Genomic DNA, 23,023 nt, shown 5'->3' on the forward strand with positions numbered 1-23,023 from the left:
ACTCATGACGATACGTCTGGCCGGCCAGGCGGTCCGCTGGACCAACGCCACCGAACGCGAAGCCGCACTACGCATCGACGCCGAACGACTTATTGCAGCGTAACCACTCGGTTACCCGACGGTCTCTCAGAGGGCGTCGTTGCGGAGCACCAGGATGGCGATGTCGTCCCGGGGCGCCTCCACCGAGAAGTTGATCGCGGTGGCGCGCAACCGGGCGGCGACCACGTCGGCCGAGTACCCGGCCAGCGGGGCGGCCGCGTCCCGGAGCCGGTCGACGCCGAACAGTTCCCGGCCCCGCCGGCGCTCGGTCACCCCGTCGGTGTAGAAGACCAGCGAGTCGCCGGCCGCGAGGGGGATCTCCGCCGTCGGCGAGGTGATCGTGTCGATCAGCCCCAGCGCGGTGCCGCCGGTGCCGACGAAGGCGGCGCCCCCGGTGCCGCGCAGCAGCACCGGGCGGTCGTGGCCGGCCAGGTGCAGCGACACGTCGAGCTGCCCGTACCGGCCCGACCCGACGGCGGCGAGCGCGAGGGTGCAGTAGCGGCCGCCGCCGCGCTCCACCAGGGTCTCGTTCAGCCGGGCCAGCACCTCGGGCAGCGGCTTGCCGTCGCCGACCAGCACCCGGATTACGTCCCGCACCAGCCCGGTGACCGCCGCCGCCTGCACGCCCTTGCCGGAGACGTCGCCGATCACCACCAGCCAGCGCCCGTCGGGCAGCGGCAGCACGTCGTAGAAGTCGCCGCCGACCTCGGCGTGGTCGCCGGTCGGGACGTACTCGGCGGCGAAGCCGATCCCCTCGACCACCGGCAGCACCGGCGGGAGCAGCGACTGCTGCAGCGTCTGAGCCACCCGGCGCCGCTCGGCGTGGATCCGGGCGTTCTCGATGGCGAGGGCGGCCCGACGGGCCACGTCCTCCAGCACGGCGATCTCGTCCGGGTCGTGCCGGTGCCGTAGGTGCCGGCCGACGGCCAGGGTGCCCAGCCGCTGGCCGCGGGCGATCAACGGCACGGCGAAGCCCTCCATCGGGGGACCGAGCGGCACCTGCGCGGCGCTGCGGGACGCCTCCCGCAGCCGGGCCTGGACCGACTCCGGGCCGACCTCCTGGAGCACCTTGTGCAGCTGCGGCAGCATCGCCTCGTCGGCGTGGCTGGAGGCGGCCAGCCGCAGCCGGCCCCACTCGTCGGTGGTGTGCACGGCGCACCACTGACCGAGCCGGGGCACCACCAGCTGCGGGATCAGCGCCATGGTCAGCTCGACGTCCAGCGACTGGGCGAGCAGCTCGCTCGCCTCGGCGAGGAAGGTCAGCCACGCCTGCCGGCGCACGTCCGCCCGGCGCAGCCGGTCGTTCTCCAGGTGCAGCGACAGCCGTTCGGCGGCGAGCACGGCGAGCGGTCGCGCGTACGCCGAGGGGGCCGCGTCCAGCTCCAGCTCCCCGGCGTACGGGCGGTGCACCGCCAACGGCACCTGGAGCAGCTCGTTGCCCGGGCGGGGTTGGCGGCCGTACCGGGCCAGCGGCTGGATGCCCTGCCCGTCGCCCCGGTCCAGCCGGATCACCCCGCCGGCCGCGCCCACCATCTCGGCGACCCGGGTGAGCAGGTCGGCGGCGAAGTCGGGCAGCGGGTCGTCGGCGTTCGGGTCGGGGCTGGTCTGGGTCAGCTCGCTCATCGCGGCGGCGCTCGGCGCGGAACTCGCCGCCACGGTGCCCTCCCCGCCGTTCGCGGGGACGTGCTCCAGCGCCACCGGGCCGGCCGGGGCGGCGCCGGGGCGGTCCAGCCGGAACCAGACCCCCTTGCCGGTGGGCAGGTACGTCGTCCCCCAGCGGCTGGCGAAGTGGTCGACGAGCAGCAGCCCGCGGCCCCGCTCGGAGACCTCGTCGATGTCCTCGGTGTCGCTGCGGATGCCGACCACCAGCTCGTCCACCGGGCCGGTGGCGAAGTCGGAGACGGTCACGGTGAGCCCGACCGGGTCGGCGACGACCTCGATGTCCAGTTCGGTGCCGGCGTGCTCCACCGCGTTGGTGGAGAGTTCGGTGGTCAGCAGCAGCGCCTCGTTGAGCAGGTCGTCGAGGTCGGCCTCGGCCAGCACCGAGCGGACCAGCGCCCGGGCGGCGGCGGGCGTACGCCGGTCGGCGGGCAGCCGGACGCGCCGGACGTGCTCGTCCTGGCCCCCGTCCGACGCGGGCCCCGTCTCCGCTGACACCCTCGTATCCTCCATCGCTGCCGGCCGGGTGCCAAGCCGGACGGCGCGACACGGACGGCGCCACACCGGGCGCGCGGCGCACTTCGCGTCCGTGGCATCGACACCCGCGCGGGCACAATGATGGGATGGCGGCGTGTCGGCAAGCGCCGGTGGCCCCGAGCTGAGCGAGGAATGATGAGCGCGAAACAGTCGGCGACCGCGGATCCGTCCGCTTCCGAGCACGCGGCGCTTCTCGTCGAGCTGGCGGAGGCGCTGCGCCGGGTGCGGGGCGGCGACTTCAAGGTCCGGCTGCCCCGCCGCGCGGGTGCGGCCGGTGAGGTGGCGGACGCCTTCAACGACGTGGTGTCGATCCAGGAGCGGCAGCACCTGGACCTGCGCCGGATCAGCCGGATCGTCGGCCGGGACGGCCGGCTCACCGAACGCCTCGACGAGGAGGGGTTCGACGGTTCCTGGGCGGAGGGGCAGCGGGCGATCAACTCGCTGATCGACGACCTGGGGCGGCCGACCACCGAGATCGCCCGGGTGATCGTGGCGGTGGCCGACGGCGACCTCTCCCAGCACATGGCGCTGGAGATCGACGGTCGCCCGCTGCGCGGTGAGTACCTGCGCATCGGCCGCACGGTCAACACGATGGTCGACCAGCTCTCGTCCTTCTCCAACGAGGTGACCCGGGTGGCCCGGGAGGTGGGCACCGAGGGCAAGCTCGGCGGCCAGGCCGACGTCCGGGGCGTCGCCGGCACCTGGAAGGACCTCACCGACTCGGTGAACACCATGGCGTCGAACCTGACCGGCCAGGTGCGGTCGATTTCCCAGGTGGCGACGGCGGTGGCCAAGGGCGACCTGTCGCAGAAGATCACCGTCGGGGCGCGCGGCGAGGTGGCCGAGCTGGCCGACACGATGAACTCCCTCACCGACACCCTGCGGCTCTTCGCCGAGCAGGTGACCCGGGTGGCCCGCGAGGTGGGCACCGAGGGCAAGCTCGGCGGTCAGGCGGAGGTGCCGAACGTCGCCGGCACCTGGAAGGACCTGACCGACAGCGTCAACTCGATGGCGTCGAACCTGACCGCCCAGGTGCGCAACATCGCCCAGGTCTCCACGGCGGTGGCCCGGGGCGACCTGTCGCAGAAGATCACCGTTGCGGCGCAGGGCGAGATCCTGGAGCTGAAGGACACCGTCAACACGATGGTGGACCAGCTCTCCTCGTTCGCCGACGAGGTGACCCGGGTGGCGCGCGAGGTGGGCATCGAGGGCAAGCTGGGTGGCCAGGCTCAGGTGCGTGGGGTCTCCGGCACCTGGCGTGACCTCACCGAGAACGTCAACCAGCTCGCCGGCAACCTGACCAGCCAGGTGCGCAACATCTCGCAGGTCTCCACGGCGGTCGCGAAGGGTGACCTGAGCCAGAAGATCACCGTCGACGCGCAGGGCGAGATCCTGGAGCTGAAGAACACCGTCAACACGATGGTGGACCAGCTCTCCTCGTTCGCCGACGAGGTGACCCGGGTGGCCCGCGAGGTGGGTACCGAGGGCAAGCTGGGTGGTCAGGCGCAGGTCAAGGGCGTCTCGGGTACGTGGCGGGACCTGACCGACAACGTGAACTCGATGGCGTCGAACCTGACCTCGCAGGTGCGCAACATCGCCTCGGTCACCACGGCGGTGGCGAAGGGTGACCTGTCGCAGAAGATCACCGTGGACGCGCAGGGCGAGATCCTGGAGCTGAAGTCCACGGTGAACACGATGGTGGACCAGCTGTCGTCGTTCGCCGACGAGGTCACCCGGGTGGCCCGCGAGGTCGGCATCGAGGGCAAGCTCGGCGGTCAGGCCCAGGTGAAGGGCGTTTCCGGCACCTGGCGCGACCTGACCGAGAACGTCAACCAGCTCGCCTCGACGCTCACCACCCAGCTGCGGGCGATCGCCCAGGTGTCCACCTCGGTGACCCGGGGTGACCTGACCCAGCGGATCGCGGTCAAGGCGCAGGGCGAGGTCGCCGAGCTGAAGGACAACATCAACCAGATGATCGTCACCCTCCGGGAGACGACCAAGAAGAACGCCGAGCAGGGCTGGCTCGACTCCAACCTGGCCCGGATCGGTGGCCTGCTCCAGGGCCAGCGGGACCTCGGCGAGGTCTGCCGCATGATCATGATGGAGGTGACCCCGCTGGTCGACGCGCAACTGGGCGCGTTCTTCCTGGCGGACACCTCCGAGGGCGTGATGCGGCTGCGGCTGACCGCCTCGTACGGCTACGTGGCGCGCGGCCACGACGTGACCTTCGGCCCGGGGGAGGGGCTGGTCGGTCAGGCGGCGCTGTCGCGCCGCACGATCCGGGTCAACGCGCTGCCCGACGGGCGGCTCACCCTGCGCTCCGGGTTGGCCGAGACGCCCCCGGCCGACCTGGTCGTGCTCCCGGTCCTCTTCGAGGGCGAGCTGCTCGGCGTGATCGAGTTCGCCAGCGTGGCCCGCTTCTCCGAGCTGCACCTGGCGTTCCTGGAGCGGCTGGTGCTGACCACCGGCATCGCGGTCAACACGATCCAGGCCAACCGGCGGACCGAGGAGCTGCTGGCGCAGTCGCAGCGGCTGGCCCTGGAGTTGCAGGACCAGTCGGCGGAGTTGCAGCGCACCAACGCCGAGCTGGAGGACAAGGCCAAGCTGCTCTCCGAGCAGAAGGGCAACATCGAGACCAAGAACCGCGAGATCGAGCTGGCCCGGCTCGGCCTGGAGGAGAAGGCGCAGCAGCTCACCCGGGCCTCGGCGTACAAGTCGGAGTTCCTGGCCAACATGAGCCACGAGCTGCGGACGCCGCTGAACTCGCTGCTGCTGCTGGCCCGGCTGCTGGCCGAGAACTCGGAGCAGAACCTCAGCCGCAAGCAGATCGAGTTCGCCCGCACCATCCACAGCGCCGGCTCGGACCTGCTCTCCCTGATCGACGACATCCTGGACCTGTCCAAGATCGAGGCGGGCCGGATGGACGTCCAGCCGACCGAGATCCGGTTCGACGAGATCCGCGGGTACGTCGAGCAGGCGTTCGCCCCGCAGGCCGAGGAGAAGGGCCTGGACTTCCAGGTACGGGTGGCCAAGGAGCTGCCGCCGGCGCTGGTCACCGACGCCCAGCGGTTGCAGCAGGTCCTGCGCAACCTGCTCTCCAACGCGATCAAGTTCACCGACAACGGCGCGGTGACGTTGCGGATCGCGCCGGCGCCGGAGAACGCGGTCTTCGACGTACCGGCGCTGACCAACGCCCGGCAGGTGATCGCGTTCACCGTGATCGACACCGGCATCGGCGTCTCCGACGACAAGCTGTCGCTGATCTTCGAGGCGTTCCAGCAGGCCGACGGCACCACCAGCCGCCGCTACGGCGGCACGGGGCTGGGGCTGTCGATCAGCCGGGACCTGGCCCGCCTGCTGGGCGGCACGATCACCGTCACGTCGGCGCCCGGTCAGGGCTCGACCTTCACCCTCTTCGTACCCGACGTGCTGGCGCCGGACGCGGTGGTGGCGCCGCAGCCCCCGTCGCCGCAGCGCGCGGGCCTGCCCTCGTCGTTGCTGATGCCGCCGATGGAGCTGCTGCCCCAGCCGGCGGAGGCCCCGGCCACCCGGCAGCTCGACGGCGCCACCGTGCTGATCGTCGACGACGACGTACGCAACGTGTTCGCGCTGACCTCCGCGTTGGAGTTGCACGGCATGACCGTGTTGTACTCGGACAACGGGGCGGAGGGTGTCCGCCTGCTGGCCGAACATCCGGAGGTGGACATCGTGTTGATGGATGCGATGATGCCGGATCAGGACGGATACGAGACCACCAGGCAGATCCGCCGCAACCACCGCTTCGCGGACCTGCCGATCGTCTTCCTGACGGCGAAGGCGATGCCGGGTGACCGGGAGTCGGCACTGGCGGCCGGGGGTAGTGACTACATCACCAAGCCGGTCGACCTGGACGAGTTGATCGAGCGGATGGCGTCGTGGATCAGCGGCAGCCGAGGCGAGGAGAGTTCGTGACGCAGACAGCCAAGGCGCTGCTGGTGGACGACCGGCGGGAGAACCTGATGGCCCTGGAGGCCATTCTCCAGGGCCTTCCGGTGCAGTCGGTCGCCGTGGAGAGCGGTGAGGCGGCGCTGAAGCAGTTGCTGGTGGACGACTTCGCGGTGATCCTGCTGGACGCTCAGATGCCGGACATGGACGGGTTCGAGACCGCCAGCCACATCAAGCGGCGGGAGCGGACCCGGCACGTGCCGATCATCTTCCTCACCGCCGCCGACAAGGACGCGCAGCTCGCCCTGCGCGGCTACGCGGTGGGCGCGGTCGACTATCTCACCAAGCCTTTCGACCCGTGGGTGCTGCGGGCCAAGGTGTCGGTCTTCGTGGAGCTGTGGGTGAAGACCCGGCAGCTCGCCGCGCAGTCCGACCTGGTGCGGGAGCGGGACGCCCAGTGGCGGGTGCTCACCGACGCGGTGGACGAGGCGTCCTCGCTGCTGCGCGCCAACGACGACCTGGAAACCCGCGACCGGGCGGTGGAGATCCTCGAGCAGGCCCGCTGGGGCAACACCGCCTGACCCCGAAGATCCGCGCACTTTCTCGGAAAGAGTGGCCGTTCCCGCGCGAATGGCCACGCTTTCTCGGTAAGTGCGGTCAGTTGGGGCGCGGGGGGTGGCCGGTGGCGGCGCGGCGGGCGCGCCAGCGTTCGCCGAGGGAGTCGATCTCCTCCTGGACGAAGACGAAGAAGTCGCGCATCTCGGCGACCCGCTCGCCGCCCGGGGTGGCCGGGCCGTGCAGGGCGTCGACCCCGGCGGTCGCGACGTCGATGAAGTTCTTGTAGATGCCGGTCTTGGTGATGGTCGCCTCGTACCAGGGGTTGTCCGGCACCCGGTAGCGGTCCCGGCGGGAGCGGGGCACCGGCTCCCGCAGCAGCATGCCGAACTGGGTGAGGTAGCGGACGGCGCCGGAGACGGCCGCCGCGCTCACCCCCAGCCGTTCGCCGATCTCGCCCGCGGTCAGCGGCTCGTCGGCGCTCATCACCGTGAACAGCACCCGGGCGGCCATCCGGGGGAATCCGACCTCGGCGAAGGCCATCGCCATCCGTTCGACGAAGAGGTGGACCTCCTCGGCGTCGGGGGTGGCACGGCGGTCGTCGGTCATCGGTGGGTGCTCCTCACTGCGGGTCGGACGTCGACCATGCCTCGGGTCTCACAGTCTTCACGAGTTTGTGAAACGAGTGTAGCTTCTGATGTATGGAAACTCCCATCGCGGTGACCGGCCTGGTCAAGACCTTCGGCCGGATCCGGGCGCTCGACGGCCTCGACCTCAGCGTCCGCGCCGGAGAGGTGCACGGCTTCCTCGGGCCCAACGGCTCCGGCAAGTCCACCACCATCCGGATGCTGCTCGGCCTGCTGCGGGCGGACGCGGGGGCCGTCCGACTCCTCGGCGGCGACCCGTGGCGCGACGCGGTCGCGCTGCACCGCCGGCTGGCGTACGTCCCCGGCGACGTGACCCTCTGGCCCAACCTCTCCGGCGGCGAGGTGATCGACCTGCTCGGCCGGATGCGCGGCGGGCTCGACCCGAAGCGCCGCGCCGAGCTGCTGGAATCCTTCGAGCTGGACCCGCGCAAGAAGGGCCGCGCCTATTCCAAGGGCAACCGGCAGAAGGTCGGCCTGGTCGCCGCGCTGGCCTCCGACGTCGAACTGCTCATCCTCGACGAGCCGACATCCGGGCTGGACCCGCTGATGGAGGAGGTCTTCCAGCAGTGGGTGCGCCGCGCCAAGCAGGACGGCCGGACGGTGCTGCTCTCCAGCCACATCCTCGCCGAGGTGGAGGCGCTCTGCGACCGGGTCACCATCATCCGCAACGGGCGGAACGTGGAGACCGGGACGCTGACCGAGCTGCGGCACCTGCACCGCACCGCCATCGACGCCGAGATCTCCGCCCCGCTGGACGGCCTGGCGGACCTCCCCGGCGTGCACGACCTGCGGGTGGAGGGCAGCCGGGTGCGCTTCGACGTGGACAACCCGGCGCTGGACGCCGCGCTGCGCCGGCTGGCCGAGCTGGGCGTACGGAGCCTGGTCAGCCAGCCGCCGACGCTGGAGGAGCTGTTCCTGCGGCACTACGGGACGGTGGCCGACGAGCCGGCCGGGGCGAACCGATGAGCGGCCTCACCGGCACCCGGCACCTCGTCCGGCTGATCCTGCGCCGGGACCGCGTCCTGCTGCCGCTCTGGGTGCTGGTGCTGGCGGTGCTGCCGATGACGTACGCGACGAGCTTCTTCGAGCTCTTCCCGACCGCCGCCGACCGGGCCGCGTACGTCACCGGCACCGCGACGAACCCCTCGATCGTCGCCCTGCTCGGCCCGGTGTACGGCGACAGCGTCGGCGCGCTCACCGCCCAGCGGGGCGGCTTCCTCACCCTGATCGTCGGGCTGATCAGCCTGCTCACCGTCATCCGGCACACCCGTACCGAGGAGGAGGCCGGCCGCCGCGAGCTGCTCGGCGCCACCGTGCTCGGCCGGTACGCCGGTCTGACCGCCGCGCTGACCGTCACCTACGCGGCGAACCTGCTGCTCGGCCTGCTCACCGCGGCCGGCCTGGCCGCCACCGGCCTGCCGGTGGCCGGCTCGCTCTCCTACGGGCTGTCGACCGCGCTCGTCGGGGTCGTCTTCGCCACGGTGGGCGGGCTCGCCGCCCAGCTCACCGAGACGGCCGGCGGCGCGCGGGGGATCGCCGTCGGGGTGCTCGGCCTGGCCTTCGCGCTCCGGCTCGCCGGTGACACCGCGGAGCGGGACTGGCCGAGCTGGCTCTCGCCGCTGGGCTGGGCCCCGCGCATCCGGGCGTACGAGGGCGAGCGCTGGTGGGTGCTGGCGCTGCCCGTCGCGCTGACCGTGCTGCTCGGCGCGCTCGCGTACCCGCTGTCGGTGCGCCGCGACCTGGGCGCCGGGCTGCTGCCGCCCCGGCTCGGGCCGGCGCACGCCGGCGGTGGGTTGTCCGGGCCGTTCGGACTGGCCTGGCGACTGCACCGGGGCGCGCTGCTCGGCTGGTCGGTCGGCTTCGGGCTGCTCGGGCTGATCCTCGGCGGCGCGGCCGAGGCGGCCGGCCGGTCGGTCGAGGGCAACGCCCAACTCGCGGAGATCATGGCCCGGCTGGGCGGTTCGTCCGCGCTCGCCGAGGCGTACCTGGGCAGCACGCTCGCCTTCGTCGGCCTGGCCGCCGCCGGCTACGGCATCGCGGCCGCGCTGCGGATGCGTACGGAGGAGGCGGCCGGACGGGCGGAGCCGCTGCTGGCCACCGGGGTGCACCGGTCCCGCTGGCTCGCCTCGCACCTGCTCTTCGCCCTGGTCGGGCCGGTGGTGGTGCTGGCCGTCTCCGGGCTCGCCACCGGGCTCACCTACGGGCTGAGCGTGGGTGACGTGCCGGGCCAGCTGCCCCGGATGCTCGGCGCGGGGTTGGCGCAGGTGCCGGCGGCCTGGGTGCTGGCCGGCCTGGCGGTGCTGCTCTACGGGCTGCTGCCCCGGTTCGCACCGGTGGCCTGGGGGGTGCTCGTGGTCTGCGTGCTGCTCGGTCAGCTCGGCGCGGTGCTGGAGCTGAGCCAGTGGCTGCTGGACGTCTCCCCGTTCACCCACACCCCGCAGGTGCTCGGCGGCTCGTGGACCGTCACCCCGCTGCTGGCCCTCACCGCCCTGGCCGTCCTGCTGGCTGTGACGGGCCTGACCGGCTTCCGCCGCCGCGACGTCCCCACCATCTGATGCGGTCGTGAGGTGGGCGGCGGCTGAGCCGTCCACCGCACGGTCGCGGCGACGGTCAGGGGGCGGTTTCGTTGCGGATCATCAGGGCGGAGCGCAGCCCGGTGATGTCCAGGACGCGGAGCAGGAAGTCACCGACGTTGCTGAGCACCAGCAGGGTCCGCGCGTGGCTGGCCTTGCGGCTGAGCACGACCAGGGTGCCGAGCCCCTGGGAGTCGCAGAACGTCACGCCGCCCAGGTCGAGCACGATCCGCGGCGGGGGGTCGGCGAGCACCTCGTTGACGACGGTCGACAGTTGGCCGGCCGTGAGCATGTCGATCTCACCGGCCAGGCGAAGCACCACTTCATCGCCCGTCCGGTGTACCGTGATGGACAGTTCGGCACGATCCACCCGGCCAGCCTATCGCGATCTCGACGCCCTGGCCCGATGAGACCTCTTCGGCCGCCGGGCGCGCGCACCGGGGGTGAGTCTGGTAACCCCGCCCCGGGGTGGCTGCCGATTGGCCGTTCGGCGCTGACACAATGGCGACATCGTGACCGACATATTTTCCGCCGGATCCGGCCGCTACCCGGCCGACGCGCCGGCCTCCGAGGCCCTGTTCGACCGCGCCAAGGCCATCGTGCCGGGCGGGGTGAACTCCCCCGTGCGCGCCTTCCGGGCCGTCGGTGGCACCCCGCGCTTCATGGTCCGGGGGGAGGGCCCCTGGCTCTACGACGCCGACGGCCGGCGCTACGTCGACCTGGTCTGCTCCTGGGGCCCGCTGATCCTCGGTCACGCGCACCCCGAGGTGGTCGAGGCCATCCGGGAGGCCGCCGGCAAGGGCACCAGTTTCGGCACGCCGACGCCCGGCGAGGTCGAGCTGGCCGCGGAGATCGTCGACCGCACCCCGGTCGAGCAGGTCCGGCTGGTCAACTCCGGCACCGAGGCCACCATGTCGGCGATCCGGCTGGCCCGCGGCTTCACCGGCCGTTCGAAGATCATCAAGTTCTCCGGCTGCTACCACGGCCACTCCGACGGGCTGCTCGCCGCCGCCGGCTCCGGCGTGGCCACCCTCGGCCTGCCCGACTCGCCCGGCGTCACCGGCGCGGCGGCGGGCGACACCATCGTGCTGCCGTACAACGACATCACGGCGGTGGAGAAGGTCTTCGCCGACGAGGGCCGGCACATCGCCGCGGTGATCACCGAGGCCGCCGCCGGCAACATGGGCGTGGTCGCCCCGCGCGACGGCTTCAACCAGCGGCTCGCCGCGATCGCCCACGCCGAGGGCGCGCTGCTCATCGTCGACGAGGTGATGACCGGTTTCCGGGTCTCCCGCGCCGGCTGGCACGGGCTCGACCCGTCCGACGCCGACCTGTGGACGTACGGGAAGGTCATGGGTGGCGGACTGCCCGCCGCCGCGTTCGGTGGGCGCACCGAGATCATGGACCGACTGGCCCCCGCCGGCCCGGTCTACCAAGCCGGCACGCTCTCCGGTAACCCGCTGGCCTGCGCCGCCGGCCTGGCCACCCTGCGGCTCGCCGACGACGCGCTCTACCGCCGGCTCGACCAGACGGCCGCCACCGTGGGCCGGCTCGCCGCCGACGCGCTGGCCGCCGCCGGGGTCCCGCACCGCCTGTCGTACGCGGGCAACATGTTCTCGATCTTCTTCACCGACGCCGAGGTGCGCGACTACGACAGCGCCCGCACCCAGCAGGTGCCCGCCTTCAAGGCGTTCTTCCACGCGATGCTCGCCGCCGGCGTCTACCTGCCGCCGAGCGCGTTCGAGTCGTGGTTCGTCTCGGCGGCGATCGACGACGCCGCACTGGAGCAGATCGCGGCCGCGCTGCCGACGGCGGCGAACGCGGCGGCAGCAGCGGGGCACGGGGGGTAGGGAACGTGAGCGCAACGGTTGTCCACGTGCTGCGGCACGGCGAGGTGCACAACCCGGACCAGATCCTGTACGGGCGGCTGCCCGGCTTCCGCCTGTCGGAGCTGGGCATCCAGATGGCGAAGGCGGCGGCGCAGGCGCTCGCCGAGCGGGAGATCGTGCACGTGGTGGCGAGCCCGCTGGAGCGCGCCCAGCAGACCGCCGAGCCGATCGCCGCCCAGTTCGGGCTCCCCGTCGGGGTGGACGAGCGGATGATCGAGAGCGCCAACTGGTTCGAGGGCAAGAAGGTCTCGCCGGGCGACGGCTCGTTCCGCGACCCGCGCAACTGGTGGGTGCTGCGCGACCCGGTCACCCCCTCCTGGGGCGAGGCCTACCAGGCCATCGCCGAGCGGATGTTCGCGGCGCTGCACGCCGCCCGGGTCGCCGCCGAGGGGCGCGAGGCCGTCCTGGTCTCCCACCAGCTGCCGATCTGGACGCTGCGCCGCCACGTCGAGCGAAAGCGGCTCTGGCACGACCCGCGCCGCCGGCAGTGCGGGCTGGCGAGCCTCACCTCGTTCCACTTCGACGGCGCGAAGGTCACCGGGATCGGCTACAGCGAGCCCGCCGCGCACCTGATCGCGATGTCGACGACAGCCCGGACGGCCAAGGGGGCCTGATGCGTTCCCGGAGGCCGATCGCCGTCCTGCTCGCCGCCGTCACCGCCGGGTCGGCGCTGGTCGGCTGCTCCGCGGAGAACGGGGAGAGCCGCTGCGCCAACGACGGCGGCATCGTCGCGTGCGCGCCGGACCAGCGTTCGGCCGCCCCGAAGATCGCCGGTGAGCTGCTCACCGGCGGCCGGTACGACGTCTCCGAAGCCCGTGGCCAGGTGGTCGTGCTCAACTTCTGGGGCTCGTGGTGCGCGCCCTGCCGGGCCGAGGCCGACGACCTGGAGGCCACCTACCAGGCCACCAAGGCGGCCGGGGTGACCTTCCTCGGCATCAACGTGCAGGACAGCAGGGACAAGGCGGTCGCCTTCGAGGAGGGCCGGGTCACCTACCCGAGCCTGTTCGACCCGGCGAGCCGGCTCGCGCTCGCCCTGGAGATCCCGCCGAACACCGTCCCGGCCACCGTCGTGCTCGACCGCGACGGCCGGGTCGCCACCGTGATCCGGGCGGCCGTCAAGCAGGACGGCCTGCAACCGATCGTCGAGCGGATCGCGGCCGAGCAGCCGGCCGCCGGTTCCCGCTGATGGGCGAGACGTTCCGCCAGGTCGCCGAGTCGGGTCCGCTGCTGCTGGCCATCGGGGCGGCGGCGCTCGCCGGGCTGGTCAGCTTCCTCTCCCCGTGCGTGCTGCCGCTGATGCCCGGCTACCTGTCGTACGTGACCGGGCTCGCCGGCGCGGACCTGGAGGGGAAGGCACGCGCCGAGGAGCCCCCGGCCGGCGACGCGGCCCCGGCCGGCGACGCGGCCCCGGCCGGCGACGCGGGCGTGGCCGGCGGCGGGGTGGCCGTCGTGACGCCCGTGGCCGCCCGACCGGTGGCCGCGGTCAAGGGGCGGGTGCTCGCCGGCACGCTGCTCTTCATCGCCGGCTTCACCGTCGTCTTCACCGCCACCGCGATCCTCTTCGCCAGCTTCGGCCGGGTCTTCTTCGACCACGAGCGGACGCTGGAGATCGTCATCGGCACGCTGGTCGTGCTGCTCGGGCTGAGCTACCTGGGTGTGGTCCCCGGCATGCAGCGCGAGTTCCGCATCCAGCGGCTGCCCGCCGCCGGGCTGCTCGGGGCGCCGGTCCTCGGCGCGGTCTTCGCGCTGAGCTGGCTGCCCTGCACCGGCCCGACGCTGGGCGCGGTGCTCGGCATGGCCACGGCGGCCGGCAAGACCGACCGGGCCGTGGTGCTGGCCGTGGCCTACTGCCTCGGCCTGGGCGTACCGTTCGTCGTCTTCGGGCTGGGCTTCCACCGCCTGCTCGGGGTCTTCCGCGCCGTCCGGCGCAACAGCCGCTGGGTCACCCGCATCGGTGGCGTCCTGCTGATCCTGATCGGCCTGGCGCTGGTCACCGGCGGGTGGCAGAACTTCGTGATCTGGTTGCAGACGACCGTGGGCGTGGGCGAGGTGAGCATCTGATGACGACCGTGGACGACCGGCCGGCCACCCCGCCGGCCGAGGCGCCCCGGCGGCGGCCCAACCCGGCGCTGGCCCTGCTGCGCAACTCGTGGCGGCAGCTCACCAGCATGCGTACCGCCCTGGTGCTGTTGTTCCTGCTCGCGGTCGCCGCCATCCCCGGCTCGGTGCTGCCCCAGCGCGGCGTCAACCCGGAGAAGGTGAACGAGTACTTCCGGGCGCACCCGGAGCTGGCCCCGCAACTCGACCGGATCGGCGCCTTCGAGGTCTTCGGCTCGGTCTGGTTCTCCGCGATCTACCTGCTGCTGTTCACCTCGCTGGTCGGCTGCATCCTGCCCCGGATGCGCGACCACCTGCGCGCGCTGCGGTCCCGGCCGCCGGCCGCGCCGAAGCGGCTGGAGCGGCTGCCGCAGCACGCGGTGCTGCCGGCGCACGCGCCCACCGACCCGGCGGCGGTCGCCGCCGTGCTGCGGCGGCGCCGCTGGCGGGTCGAGGTACGCGGCAACGAGGTCTCCGCCGAGAAGGGCTACCTCAAGGAGACCGGCAACCTGCTCTTCCACACCTCGCTGGTCGCCGTGCTGATCGGGGTCGCGCTCGGCTCCTGGTACGGCTGGCACGGCAACCGGCTGCTGGTCGCCGGCGGGGAGAACGCCTTTTGCAACACCCGCCAGCAGTACAGCGAGGCCTCCCTCGGCCCGCGGGTGGACAGCGCCGACCTGCCCGGGTTCTGCATGACCCTGGACAACTTCGACGCCCGGTTCCTCCCCTCCGGCCAGCCGGAGAGCTACCGGGCCTCGGTGACCGTGGACGAGCCGGACGGCACGAAGCGGGCGGCCGGCTTCTCGGTCAACTCGCCGCTGCGGCTCGACTCCGCCAACGTCTACCTGCTCGGCCACGGGTACGCCCCGGTGCTGAAGTACACCGACCGGTACGGGCGCAGCCAGACCAGCACCGTGCCGTTCCTGACCTCCGGGGACGCCAACCTCACGAGTGAGGGTGTGGCCGCCTTCCCGGACGCCAACGTCGACCCGAAGACCGGCAAGCGCGCCGCCGACCAGCAGGTCGCCTTCGACGGGCTGTACCTGCCGACCGCGCCGGACACCGCGCCCTTCGTCGAGTCGAAGTACCCGACCGAGCGGAACCCGGCGGTGGTGCTGACCGCCTACCGAGGCAACCTGGGGCTGGACGCCGGCATCCCCGGCTCGGTCTACCAGCTCGACCAGCGCCAGGTGACCAGCGGCAAGCTCAAGGAGATCGGCCAGAAGAAGCTGGGCGTCGGGGAGAAGTGGACCCTGGACGACGGCAGCAGCCTGGAGTTCCTGGGCTCCAAGCCGTACATCACGCTCTCGGTGCGGCACGCCCCCGGCCAGACGCTGATGCTCGGCGCCTGCGTGGTGCTGCTGAGCGGCCTGATGGGTTCGCTCTTCGCCCGGCGCCGGCGGGTCTGGTTCCGGGTGACCCCCGTCGACCCCGACGGTGGATCTCCGACGAACGGTAGTAGTTTGGTGGAGGCCGGTGGGCTGCCGCGCACCGAGCATCCGGGGTTCGCCGACGAGTTCGCGCAGCTCGTGGTCGCGGTCAGCGGCGACGAGCGACCCGACGGGCGGGCGCGAGAGGGAGTCGAGTGATGTCCGCAGTCTCCGACCAGCTGGTGACGTTCGCGATCCTGGCGTACCTGGTCGCGATGATCAGCCACGCCGTCGAGTACGCGCTGGGCAACGTCCGCGCGGTGTCGGCCGCCCCCGCTCGTGAGCTGGTCGGCGCCGGAGTGGGCGCCACCGGCGGCCCGGTCGACGCCTCCGCCGCGCCGGTGGCCGCCGAGACGCGGCGCAGCCGGTCGGCGCAGCGGGCCCGGCTGGCCGGGCGGATCGCCGCCGGGGTCACCGGGCTGGCCGCCGCGCTGCACCTCGGGGCGCTGGTCACCCGGGGCATCGCCGCCGAGCGGATGCCCTGGGGCAACATGTACGAGTTCGTGCTGACGGTCACCTGGATCGGCACGGCGGCCTGGCTGGCGGTGCTCGTCAAGCGCCCCGCGCTGCGCCGGCTGGGGCTCTTCCTCACCCTGGTGATGGTGCTGCTGCTCGCCTTCGCCGAGCTCAAGCTCTACGTGCAGGTGGTGCCGCTGATGCCGGCGCTGCAGTCCTACTGGTTCATCGTCCACGTGTCGACGATCGTGTTCAGCTCGGGCATCTTCCTGCTGGGCGTGGTACCGGCGGTGGCGTTCCTGATCCGCAACGGGTACGAGCAGGGCAAGCGGAGCTTCCCGTACACGCTGGCCCGGCGGCTGCCCGCGGCGGCCGGCCTGGAGCGGCTGACCTTCGCGCTGCACGCCTTCTCGTTCCCGGTCTTCACCTTCGCGGTGATCGCCGGCGCGATCTGGGCCGAGGCGGCCTGGGGTCGGGCCTGGGGCTGGGACCCGAAGGAGACCTGGGCGTTCATCTCCTGGGTGGTCTACGCCGGCTACCTGCACGCCCGGGCGACCCCGAGCGTGAAGCGCAACGTGGCCACCTGGATCGCCGTGCTCGGCTTCCTGACCATGCTGATGAACCTGTTCGGGGTCAACTTCTTCTTCACCGGCCTGCACTCCTACGCCGGGGTGGAGTGAGCCGGCCGGTCCTCGGTGATCGTCTGCGGTTTTCCGGCGCGATACGCCGAGTGAGGCGTCGGAGAAGCGCAGACGATCATCGGTGGACGGGTCAGCCGCCGAACCAGCCGGGGACGTCGAGCCGGAAGAACTGGGCCGGGGTCACCCGCCGCAGGTCGTCCTCCATCGCGTTGACCCGCTCCGCGCCGAGGGTGGCCACCCAGCGCTCGCGCAGCGCGTCGAAGACGACCGCCGAGCGGCGCAGCCCGTCGACCCCCCGCTCGGTCATCCGGACCAGCTTGCGCCGGGCGTCGGCGGGGTCGTCGGCGCGTTCCAGGTAGCCGAGCGCGACCAGCCGGTCGACGGTCTTGCCGGCCGCCTGCTTGGAGACGCCGAGGCGCTGGCCCAGCTCGCCGGCGGTGGTGCCGTCGACGCCGACGGCCTGGAGGACGAAGCCGTGCAGTGGCCGCAGCTCTGGGTGCCCCTGCCGGGCCAGCTCGGCGTGCAGGTCGTCGATCAGGGTGCGGAAGCCGGCGAGCAGCAGCAGGGGCAGCACGAAGCCGGGACGGTCGGACTCAGCCGTTGCCATGTTCGACAACCTCGTTTACTATTTGGTCAACCACGTTGACGATACTACCCGAGGGGTTCCGCCATGTCCGTCTTCACCGCCCACACTCCCGAGACCGCGCCCGCCGCCGCCCGCCCCACCATGGTCGGCGTGCAGCGCAAGTTCGGTCACCTCCCCGAGGCCGTCGCCCGGATGGCCGAGTCGCCCGAGCTGCTCAAGGGCTTCCTCACCGCCAGCGCCACCTTCGAGTCCACCGACCTCGACCCGGTCGAGCGGGAGGTCGTGGTGCTGACCGTGGCCACCCGCAACGAGTGCCACGTCTGCGTGGCGATGCACACCGCCACCCTCACCCGGCACGGCGCCGACGCGGCCCTGACCGCCGCGCTGCGGGCCGGCGCGCCGCTGGCCGACCCGAGGCTGGAGGCACTGCGCCGGTTCACCGTCGCCGTCCTCGACCACCGGGGCGCGGTGCCGGACGGGGAGCTGCACGCGTTCCTCGACGCCGGCTGGCGGCCCCGGCACGCCCTCGACGTGGTGCTCGGGGTCGGCACGTACACGATCTCCACCTTCGCCAACCGGCTCACCGACGCCCCGCTCGACCCCGCCCTGGCCGGATACGCCTGGGAGCCAGCCGCCTGACCAGCGGGCTCAGTCCCGCAGGAACGGCAGCACCAGAGCAGCCAGCTCCGCCGGCCGCTCCTCGAAGAGCCAGTGGCCGCAGTCCTCGACCACCTCGCCGCTGACTGTGCCGGCGTACCGGCGGACCTGGTCGGCCACCTGCTCGCCGAGGCTGGCCCGGGCGCCGACGGCGAGCACCGGCATGGGCAGCTTCGTCGCCCGGTACGCCGCGTTGTCCGCGACGTCCTGTCCGAACGCCCGGAAGTACGCGAAGCTGGCCCGCAGGTGGGCCGGGTCGCGTAGGTGTCCGGCGTACTCCTCGACGTCCTCCGGCCCGAGGCTGCCCTTGTTCACCATGATCGAGTCGGTGAAGCGCTCCACCCAGAGCGTCTCCCGGCCGACGATCAGCTCCTCGGGCAGACCGTTCGTCACGTTGAAGAAGCCGAAGTTCCACACCGCCGGCCCAGCGCTGCTCAGCGCGGGGAAGGCGTAGATGCTCTCGTCCGGGATGGGGGCCTCGGTCAGCACCAACCGGGACACCTTGGCGGGGTGAGCGACGGCGTAGGCGTAGGCGACCATGGTGCCCAGGTCGTGGCCGACCAGCCGGATGTCGCCGGTCAGGCCGAGCCCGGTCAGCAGCCCGTGCAGGTCGGCCGCGAGGGTCTTCTTGTCGTACCCGCCGGGCGGGGCGTCGCTGCCGCCGAAGCCGCGCAGGTCGGGCGCGACCACCTCGTACGACCGCCCCAGCCCGGGCAGCAGGTGACGCCACATGCGCCAGCACTGCGGATAGCCGTGCAGCAGCACCAGGGTGGGTCCCCGGCCGCCCCGGACGTAGTTCATCGCCACGTCGCCGACCTGTGCCCGCTGCTCGGAGAACCCCGCCGGTACCCGCCCGTCGCCCATCGCCGCTCCCGTCTCGACCGGCGCCTCGACTACCCGGCCGGCGACCGCCCATGCCGACGCCCGCCGGCTGGCTGTCCGTGCGTCGGGATGGGCGGGGAGACGCACACCGCCCGGGGGAGACCCGGCGTGGGCGGGGCGTCCCGGGGTGCGGGAGACTGGCGGCATGGCGGCTCGTGGCTTCCCGTACACCGATCTCAAGGACTTCCTCGCGGCGCTGGAGCGCGCGGGCGAGCTGCGGCGGGTGAGCGTCCCGGTCGACCCCACGCTGGAGATCAGCGAGGTGGTCACCCGGACCGTCCGGGCGGGCGGCCCGGCACTGCTCTTCGAGCGGCCCACCCGGGGCGAGATGCCGGTGGCGATCAACCTCTTCGGCACCGAGAAGCGGATGGCGATGGCGCTGGGCGTCGAGTCGCTGGACGAGATCGGCGACCGGATCGGCGCGCTGGTCAAGCCGGAGCTGCCGGTCGGCTGGTCCGGCATCCGCGAGGGCCTGGGCAAGGTCATGCAGCTCAAGTCGGTGCCGCCGCGCAAGGTGAAGACCGCCCCCTGCCAGCAGGTGGTCTACCGCGGCGACGACGTCGACCTGAACCGGCTGCCCGGCCTGCAGGTGTGGCCCGGGGACGGCGGGATCTTCCACAACTACGGGCTGACCCACACCAAGCACCCGGAGACCGGCAAGCGCAACCTCGGGCTCTACCGCCTCCAGCAGCACAGCCGCAACACGCTGGGCATGCACTGGCAGATCCACAAGGACTCCACCGCGCACCACGCCGTCGCCGAGCGGCTCGGGCAGCGGCTGCCGGTGGCCGTCGCCATCGGCTGCGACCCGGTGGTCAGCTACGCGGCGAGCGCCCCGCTCCCCGGCGACATCGACGAGTACCTGTTCGCCGGTTTCCTGCGCGGCGAGCGGGTCGAGATGGTCGACTGCCTCACCGTGCCGTTGCAGGTGCCCGCGCACGCCCAGATCGTGCTCGAGGGCTACCTGGAGCCCGGCGAGCGGCTGCCCGAGGGGCCGTTCGGCGACCACACCGGCTTCTACACCCCGGTCGAGCCGTTCCCGGTGCTGCACATCGAGGCGATGACCATGCAGCGCGACCCGGTCTACCACTCGATCGTCACCTCCAAGCCGCCGCAGGAGGACCACGGCCTGGGCAAGGCCACCGAGCGGATCTTCCAGCCGCTGCTCAAGCTGCTGATCCCGGACATCGTCGACTACGACCTGCCGGCCGCCGGGGTGTTCCACAACTGCGCGATCGTGTCGATCCGCAAGCGCTACCCGAAGCACGCGCAGAAGGTGATGAACGCGATCTGGGGCGCGCACCTGATGTCGCTGACCAAGCTGATCGTGATCGTCGACGAGGACTGCGACGTGCACGACTACAACGAGGTCGCCTTCCGCGCCTTCGGCAACGTCGACTACGCCCGCGACCTGCTGCTCACCGAGGGTCCGGTGGACCACCTCGACCACTCGTCGTACCAGCAGTTCTGGGGTGGCAAGGCCGGCGTCGACGCGACCCGCAAGCTGCCCGCCGAGGGCTACACCCGGGGCTGGCCGGAGGAGATGACCATGTCGCCGGAGGTCGCCTCCCTGGTCGACAAGCGCTGGAAGGAGTACGGGATCTGATGGCGGTCCTCGACGCGCCGGCCGAGAAGCCGGGCCGGGTGAAGTCGTTCCTCAAACTGGTCGCGATCGAACACTCCGTCTTCGCGCTGCCCTTCGCGTACCTGTCGGCGCTGACCGCGATGCGGGTCGACGGCGGGCGGGTGCGCTGGCTCGACCTGCTCCTGATCACCGTGGCGATGGTCGGGGCGCGGACGTTCGCGATGGCCGCCAACCGCATCCTCGACCGGCGGATCGACGCCCGGAACCCGCGTACCGCGAACCGGGAGCTGGTCACCGGGGCGGTGAGCGTGCGCACGGCCTGGACCGGCGCGGCCGTCGCGCTGGTGGTCTTCCTGGCCGCCGCCGCGCTGCTCAACCCGCTCTGCCTGGTGCTCGCGCCGCTCGCGGTGATCCCGCTGGTCGTCTACCCCTACGGCAAGCGGTTCACCAACTGGCCGCACGCCATCCTGGCGATCGCCCAGGCGGTCGGCCCGGTCGGCGCCTGGCTCGCGGTCACCGGCACCCTCGACGGCTCCTGGCCGGCCTGGCTGCTCGGCACGGCGGTGGGGCTCTGGATCGGCGGCTTCGACCTGATCTACGCCTGTCAGGACGCCGACGTCGACCGGGAGATCGGCGTGCACAGCGTCCCGGCCCGGTACGGGCTGCGCTTCGCGCTGCACGCCTCCACCGTCGCGCACGTGGTCACCTTCGCGCTGTTCATCTGGTTCGGCGCGCTGGTCGGCTTCGGCTGGCTGTGGTGGATCGGCCTGGCGTTCACCGCCGTCGCCTTCGGCTACCAGCACGTGGTGGTCAGCCCCACCGACCTGAGCAAGGTCAACCGGGCGTTCTTCACCGCGAACGGCTTCGTCGGCATCGCCCTCTTCCTCTTCGCCCTGCTCGACCTCACCATCCGCCTCCACCTCCACCCCTGACCGACCGCCACCCCCGCCACCCCCGCCACCCCGCCACGATCCGCGCACTTTCACGGAAAGAGTGGCCATTCCACGCGCCGAGACCACTCTTTCCGTGAAAGTGCGGCTGAAAAGGCGGAGGCGGAGGCGGGGTCAGAGGGTGGGGTAGCGGGCGCTTTCGAGGGTCCAGTCGAGCGTGCCGCGGACGGCGTTGGCGACGCCGTCGAGGTGGGTGGTGACGGCCGGGTCCAGGGCGGGGCCGAACGACGGCACGTCGGCGCGGAGCGCGACGAAGCGGTCCATCGCCGCCCGCCAGCGCTCGGCGATCAGGTCCACGGCGGTGTCCAGCGGCACCCGCCGCTCGCCGGCCACCGCCAGGACCAGGTTGTGCCCGCCCGAGGTGGCCCGGTCCCGCTCCAGCGAGGCGAGGTCGTTGTACCAGGAGAGCAGGTCGTTGCCGAGTTCACCGATCCGGCGCAGCGCCGGATGGTGGTAGACCGGGTCCGGCAACGGCCGCCCGGTGGCGAACTCGATCAGCGGGTACGAGACGTACGCCGCCGACGTCGCCCGGCGCAGCTGCACGTACTCGGCCACCGAGGGGCGCCGACCGAGGTCCTTGGCGACCGACTCCCGCCACGTGCCGTCCAGGTGGTCGGCGACCGCGTCGGCGAAGCGCAGCCGCCAGCGGGCCGGCATCCGGCGTCGGGGCACCCGCCAGGCGTCGACCAGCAGCCGGCGCAGCGGTCCGCCGAACCCGGGATGCCGTCGGCGTGGGCCGTCCCGCAGCAGGCTCAAGGCCCCGGCCCGCAGCGCCCTGATCTGCTCCGGTGCGAGCCGGTCCGGCCCGTCGCAGGCGTCGTCGACCAGGAAGAACCAGGTGAACAGGGCGGCCAGGGTACGCAGGTCCGGCTCGGTGGCGTCCGGGTAGAGCCGGCCCGCGTACCGGGCGAAGCCGGCCCGGTCCAGCCGCTCCCGGGCGCTGGAGTCGAGTGGTACGCCCAGCCGGGGCAGCCGGTCCAACAGCCACTCCTGCACCGGGTCCGCGTACGGCGAGAGCCGGGCCGGGATCGGGCACGCGGCCCGCAGCGACCGGAGCGCCTCCTCGACCATGGCTCGATCCCTTCCCCTGCGGCGTGGGCCGCCGACGGCAGCATGGCAGGTCCGCCGCGCTCCCGCCGTCCCCGCGCACAGCGGGGTGCCCCGGCGACACGTAGCGCAGCGGTCGGGGGGTCGCCGGGCGGGGCGCGGCGGCGACCAGGCAGGCTGGACGACATGCGCGAACCATGGGTGGTCGGGGTCTCCGGCGCGTCCGGCACCCCGTACGCGGCGGCGGTCGTCAACGGGCTGCTCGACGCCGGCGAGCCGGTGGACCTGATCGTCTCCCGGGCCGCCCGGCTGACCGTGCTCGACGAGACCGGCCGCCCGTTCCGGGACGGCCACTGGGCCGAGGACCTGGCCGCCTGGCTGGGTCGGGACCTCGCCGACGCCGACGTGCGGCACTGGCCGGCCGGTGACATCGCCGCCGGCCCCAGCAGCGGGTCCTACCGGGTACGCGGGATGGCGGTGGTGCCGGCGAGCACGGCCGCCTGCGCCGGCATCGCCATCGGGCTCTCCAAGGACCTGTTGCAGCGCGCGGCCGAGGTCAACCTCAAGGAGCGCCGGCCGGTGGTGGTGGTGCCCCGGGAGACGCCGGTGACCCGCAGCCACCTGGAACACCTGATCGTGTTGCACGACGCCGGGGCGGTGGTGCTGCCGGCCAGTCCGGGCTTCTACGGCTCCGGCGCCTCGGCCACCGCACAGCAGCTGGTCGACTTCGTGGCCGGCAAGGTGCTGGACGCGCTCGGCGTGCCGCACACGTTGTTCCGGCGGTGGTCGGGGCAGTTGGCCGCCGACCGGTCGTAGCGGAGCGGAATCTCGCCTCAGACGGGCGCGGACCGGACCTGTCGGCCGGCCCG

General features: G+C 72.6%; 20 protein-coding genes. 14 read left to right on the forward strand and 6 right to left on the reverse strand.

Annotated features, from left to right (window positions below):
* Positions 1-126 precede the first annotated feature (126 nt).
* Complete coding sequence (locus KBX37_RS24530) at positions 127-2,196, reverse strand: SpoIIE family protein phosphatase (RefSeq protein ID WP_210778263.1); 2,070 nt, start codon at positions 2,194-2,196, stop codon at positions 127-129.
* Between the two features lie 171 nt (positions 2,197-2,367).
* Between KBX37_RS24530 and KBX37_RS24535 the strand changes: the two genes are divergently transcribed.
* Together KBX37_RS24535 and KBX37_RS24540 are read left to right on the forward strand one after the other, a co-directional pair.
* Positions 2,368-6,186, forward strand: a complete 3,819-nt coding sequence (locus KBX37_RS24535) for a HAMP domain-containing protein (protein ID WP_210778264.1) — start codon at positions 2,368-2,370, stop codon at positions 6,184-6,186.
* A complete protein-coding gene (locus tag KBX37_RS24540; protein WP_088959338.1) occupies positions 6,183-6,740 on the forward strand; it encodes a two-component system response regulator in 558 nt (185 codons plus the stop codon). The genes KBX37_RS24535 and KBX37_RS24540 overlap by 4 nt, the downstream gene beginning before the upstream one ends.
* A gap of 76 nt (positions 6,741-6,816) precedes the next feature.
* On the opposite strand, the gene KBX37_RS24545 is transcribed toward KBX37_RS24540, so the two are convergent.
* Positions 6,817-7,323, reverse strand: coding sequence for a GbsR/MarR family transcriptional regulator (locus tag KBX37_RS24545; RefSeq protein WP_210778265.1), 507 nt, complete (start codon positions 7,321-7,323; stop codon positions 6,817-6,819).
* Between the two features lie 92 nt (positions 7,324-7,415).
* On the opposite strand from KBX37_RS24545, the gene KBX37_RS24550 reads away from it, so the two are divergent.
* Both KBX37_RS24550 and KBX37_RS24555 read left to right on the forward strand, forming a co-directional pair.
* Positions 7,416-8,327, forward strand: coding sequence for an ABC transporter ATP-binding protein (locus tag KBX37_RS24550; protein ID WP_210778266.1), 912 nt, complete (start codon positions 7,416-7,418; stop codon positions 8,325-8,327).
* Positions 8,324-9,916 (forward strand): ABC transporter permease, encoded by a 1,593-nt coding sequence (locus tag KBX37_RS24555; RefSeq protein ID WP_210778267.1) that lies wholly within the window; start codon positions 8,324-8,326, stop codon positions 9,914-9,916. The genes KBX37_RS24550 and KBX37_RS24555 overlap by 4 nt, the downstream gene beginning before the upstream one ends.
* Before the next feature lie 55 nt (positions 9,917-9,971).
* Here the strand turns inward: KBX37_RS24555 and KBX37_RS24560 are convergent, their stop codons facing one another.
* Positions 9,972-10,304 (reverse strand): STAS domain-containing protein, encoded by a 333-nt coding sequence (locus tag KBX37_RS24560; RefSeq protein WP_154940461.1) that lies wholly within the window; start codon positions 10,302-10,304, stop codon positions 9,972-9,974.
* Positions 10,305-10,446: 142 nt separating this feature from the next.
* Here KBX37_RS24560 and hemL point away from each other — a divergent pair, with 142 nt between their 5' ends.
* The 6 genes from hemL to ccsB are packed head-to-tail and all read left to right on the forward strand — an operon-like array spanning position 10,447 to position 16,486.
* Positions 10,447-11,784: a glutamate-1-semialdehyde 2,1-aminomutase gene (hemL, locus tag KBX37_RS24565; RefSeq protein WP_210778268.1), complete on the forward strand. Its 1,338-nt coding sequence runs from the start codon at positions 10,447-10,449 to the stop codon at positions 11,782-11,784.
* Positions 11,785-11,789: 5 nt separating this feature from the next.
* Positions 11,790-12,437: a histidine phosphatase family protein gene (locus KBX37_RS24570; RefSeq protein ID WP_210778269.1), complete on the forward strand. Its 648-nt coding sequence runs from the start codon at positions 11,790-11,792 to the stop codon at positions 12,435-12,437.
* Positions 12,437-13,009, forward strand: coding sequence for a TlpA disulfide reductase family protein (locus KBX37_RS24575; protein WP_210778270.1), 573 nt, complete (start codon positions 12,437-12,439; stop codon positions 13,007-13,009). The genes KBX37_RS24570 and KBX37_RS24575 overlap by 1 nt, the downstream gene beginning before the upstream one ends.
* Positions 13,009-13,884: a cytochrome c biogenesis CcdA family protein gene (locus KBX37_RS24580; protein ID WP_210778271.1), complete on the forward strand. Its 876-nt coding sequence runs from the start codon at positions 13,009-13,011 to the stop codon at positions 13,882-13,884. Before KBX37_RS24575 ends, KBX37_RS24580 begins: the two co-directional genes overlap by 1 nt.
* Positions 13,884-15,509, forward strand: a complete 1,626-nt coding sequence (locus tag KBX37_RS24585) for a cytochrome c biogenesis protein ResB (RefSeq protein WP_210778272.1) — start codon at positions 13,884-13,886, stop codon at positions 15,507-15,509. The genes KBX37_RS24580 and KBX37_RS24585 overlap by 1 nt, the downstream gene beginning before the upstream one ends.
* Positions 15,509-16,486: a c-type cytochrome biogenesis protein CcsB gene (ccsB, locus tag KBX37_RS24590; protein WP_210778273.1), complete on the forward strand. Its 978-nt coding sequence runs from the start codon at positions 15,509-15,511 to the stop codon at positions 16,484-16,486. The genes KBX37_RS24585 and ccsB overlap by 1 nt, the downstream gene beginning before the upstream one ends.
* Positions 16,487-16,577: 91 nt before the next feature.
* Here the strand turns inward: ccsB and KBX37_RS24595 are convergent, their stop codons facing one another.
* Positions 16,578-17,054 (reverse strand): MarR family winged helix-turn-helix transcriptional regulator, encoded by a 477-nt coding sequence (locus KBX37_RS24595; protein ID WP_210778274.1) that lies wholly within the window; start codon positions 17,052-17,054, stop codon positions 16,578-16,580.
* A 63-nt stretch (positions 17,055-17,117) separates the two neighbouring features.
* On the opposite strand from KBX37_RS24595, the gene KBX37_RS24600 reads away from it, so the two are divergent.
* Complete coding sequence (locus KBX37_RS24600; protein WP_210778275.1) at positions 17,118-17,672, forward strand: carboxymuconolactone decarboxylase family protein; 555 nt, start codon at positions 17,118-17,120, stop codon at positions 17,670-17,672.
* Positions 17,673-17,681: 9 nt separating this feature from the next.
* Here the strand turns inward: KBX37_RS24600 and KBX37_RS24605 are convergent, their stop codons facing one another.
* Complete coding sequence (locus tag KBX37_RS24605) at positions 17,682-18,554, reverse strand: alpha/beta fold hydrolase (protein WP_210778276.1); 873 nt, start codon at positions 18,552-18,554, stop codon at positions 17,682-17,684.
* A 163-nt stretch (positions 18,555-18,717) separates the two neighbouring features.
* Here KBX37_RS24605 and KBX37_RS24610 point away from each other — a divergent pair, with 163 nt between their 5' ends.
* Together KBX37_RS24610 and mqnP are read left to right on the forward strand one after the other, a co-directional pair.
* Positions 18,718-20,178, forward strand: a complete 1,461-nt coding sequence (locus KBX37_RS24610) for a menaquinone biosynthesis decarboxylase (RefSeq protein WP_210778277.1) — start codon at positions 18,718-18,720, stop codon at positions 20,176-20,178.
* Positions 20,178-21,089: a menaquinone biosynthesis prenyltransferase MqnP gene (gene mqnP / locus KBX37_RS24615; protein WP_210778278.1), complete on the forward strand. Its 912-nt coding sequence runs from the start codon at positions 20,178-20,180 to the stop codon at positions 21,087-21,089. The genes KBX37_RS24610 and mqnP overlap by 1 nt, the downstream gene beginning before the upstream one ends.
* Before the next feature lie 132 nt (positions 21,090-21,221).
* On the opposite strand, the gene KBX37_RS24620 is transcribed toward mqnP, so the two are convergent.
* Positions 21,222-22,178 carry a terpene synthase gene (locus tag KBX37_RS24620; RefSeq protein WP_210778279.1) on the reverse strand — a complete coding sequence of 319 codons (957 nt, stop codon included), beginning with the start codon at positions 22,176-22,178 and terminating at the stop codon, positions 21,222-21,224.
* A gap of 162 nt (positions 22,179-22,340) precedes the next feature.
* Here KBX37_RS24620 and KBX37_RS24625 point away from each other — a divergent pair, with 162 nt between their 5' ends.
* Positions 22,341-22,970 carry a UbiX family flavin prenyltransferase gene (locus KBX37_RS24625; protein ID WP_210778280.1) on the forward strand — a complete coding sequence of 210 codons (630 nt, stop codon included), beginning with the start codon at positions 22,341-22,343 and terminating at the stop codon, positions 22,968-22,970.
* Positions 22,971-23,023: the final 53 nt, after the last annotated feature.

The organism is Micromonospora sp. U56, assembly GCF_018070095.1.
GTDB lineage: Bacteria > Actinomycetota > Actinomycetes > Mycobacteriales > Micromonosporaceae > Micromonospora > Micromonospora purpureochromogenes.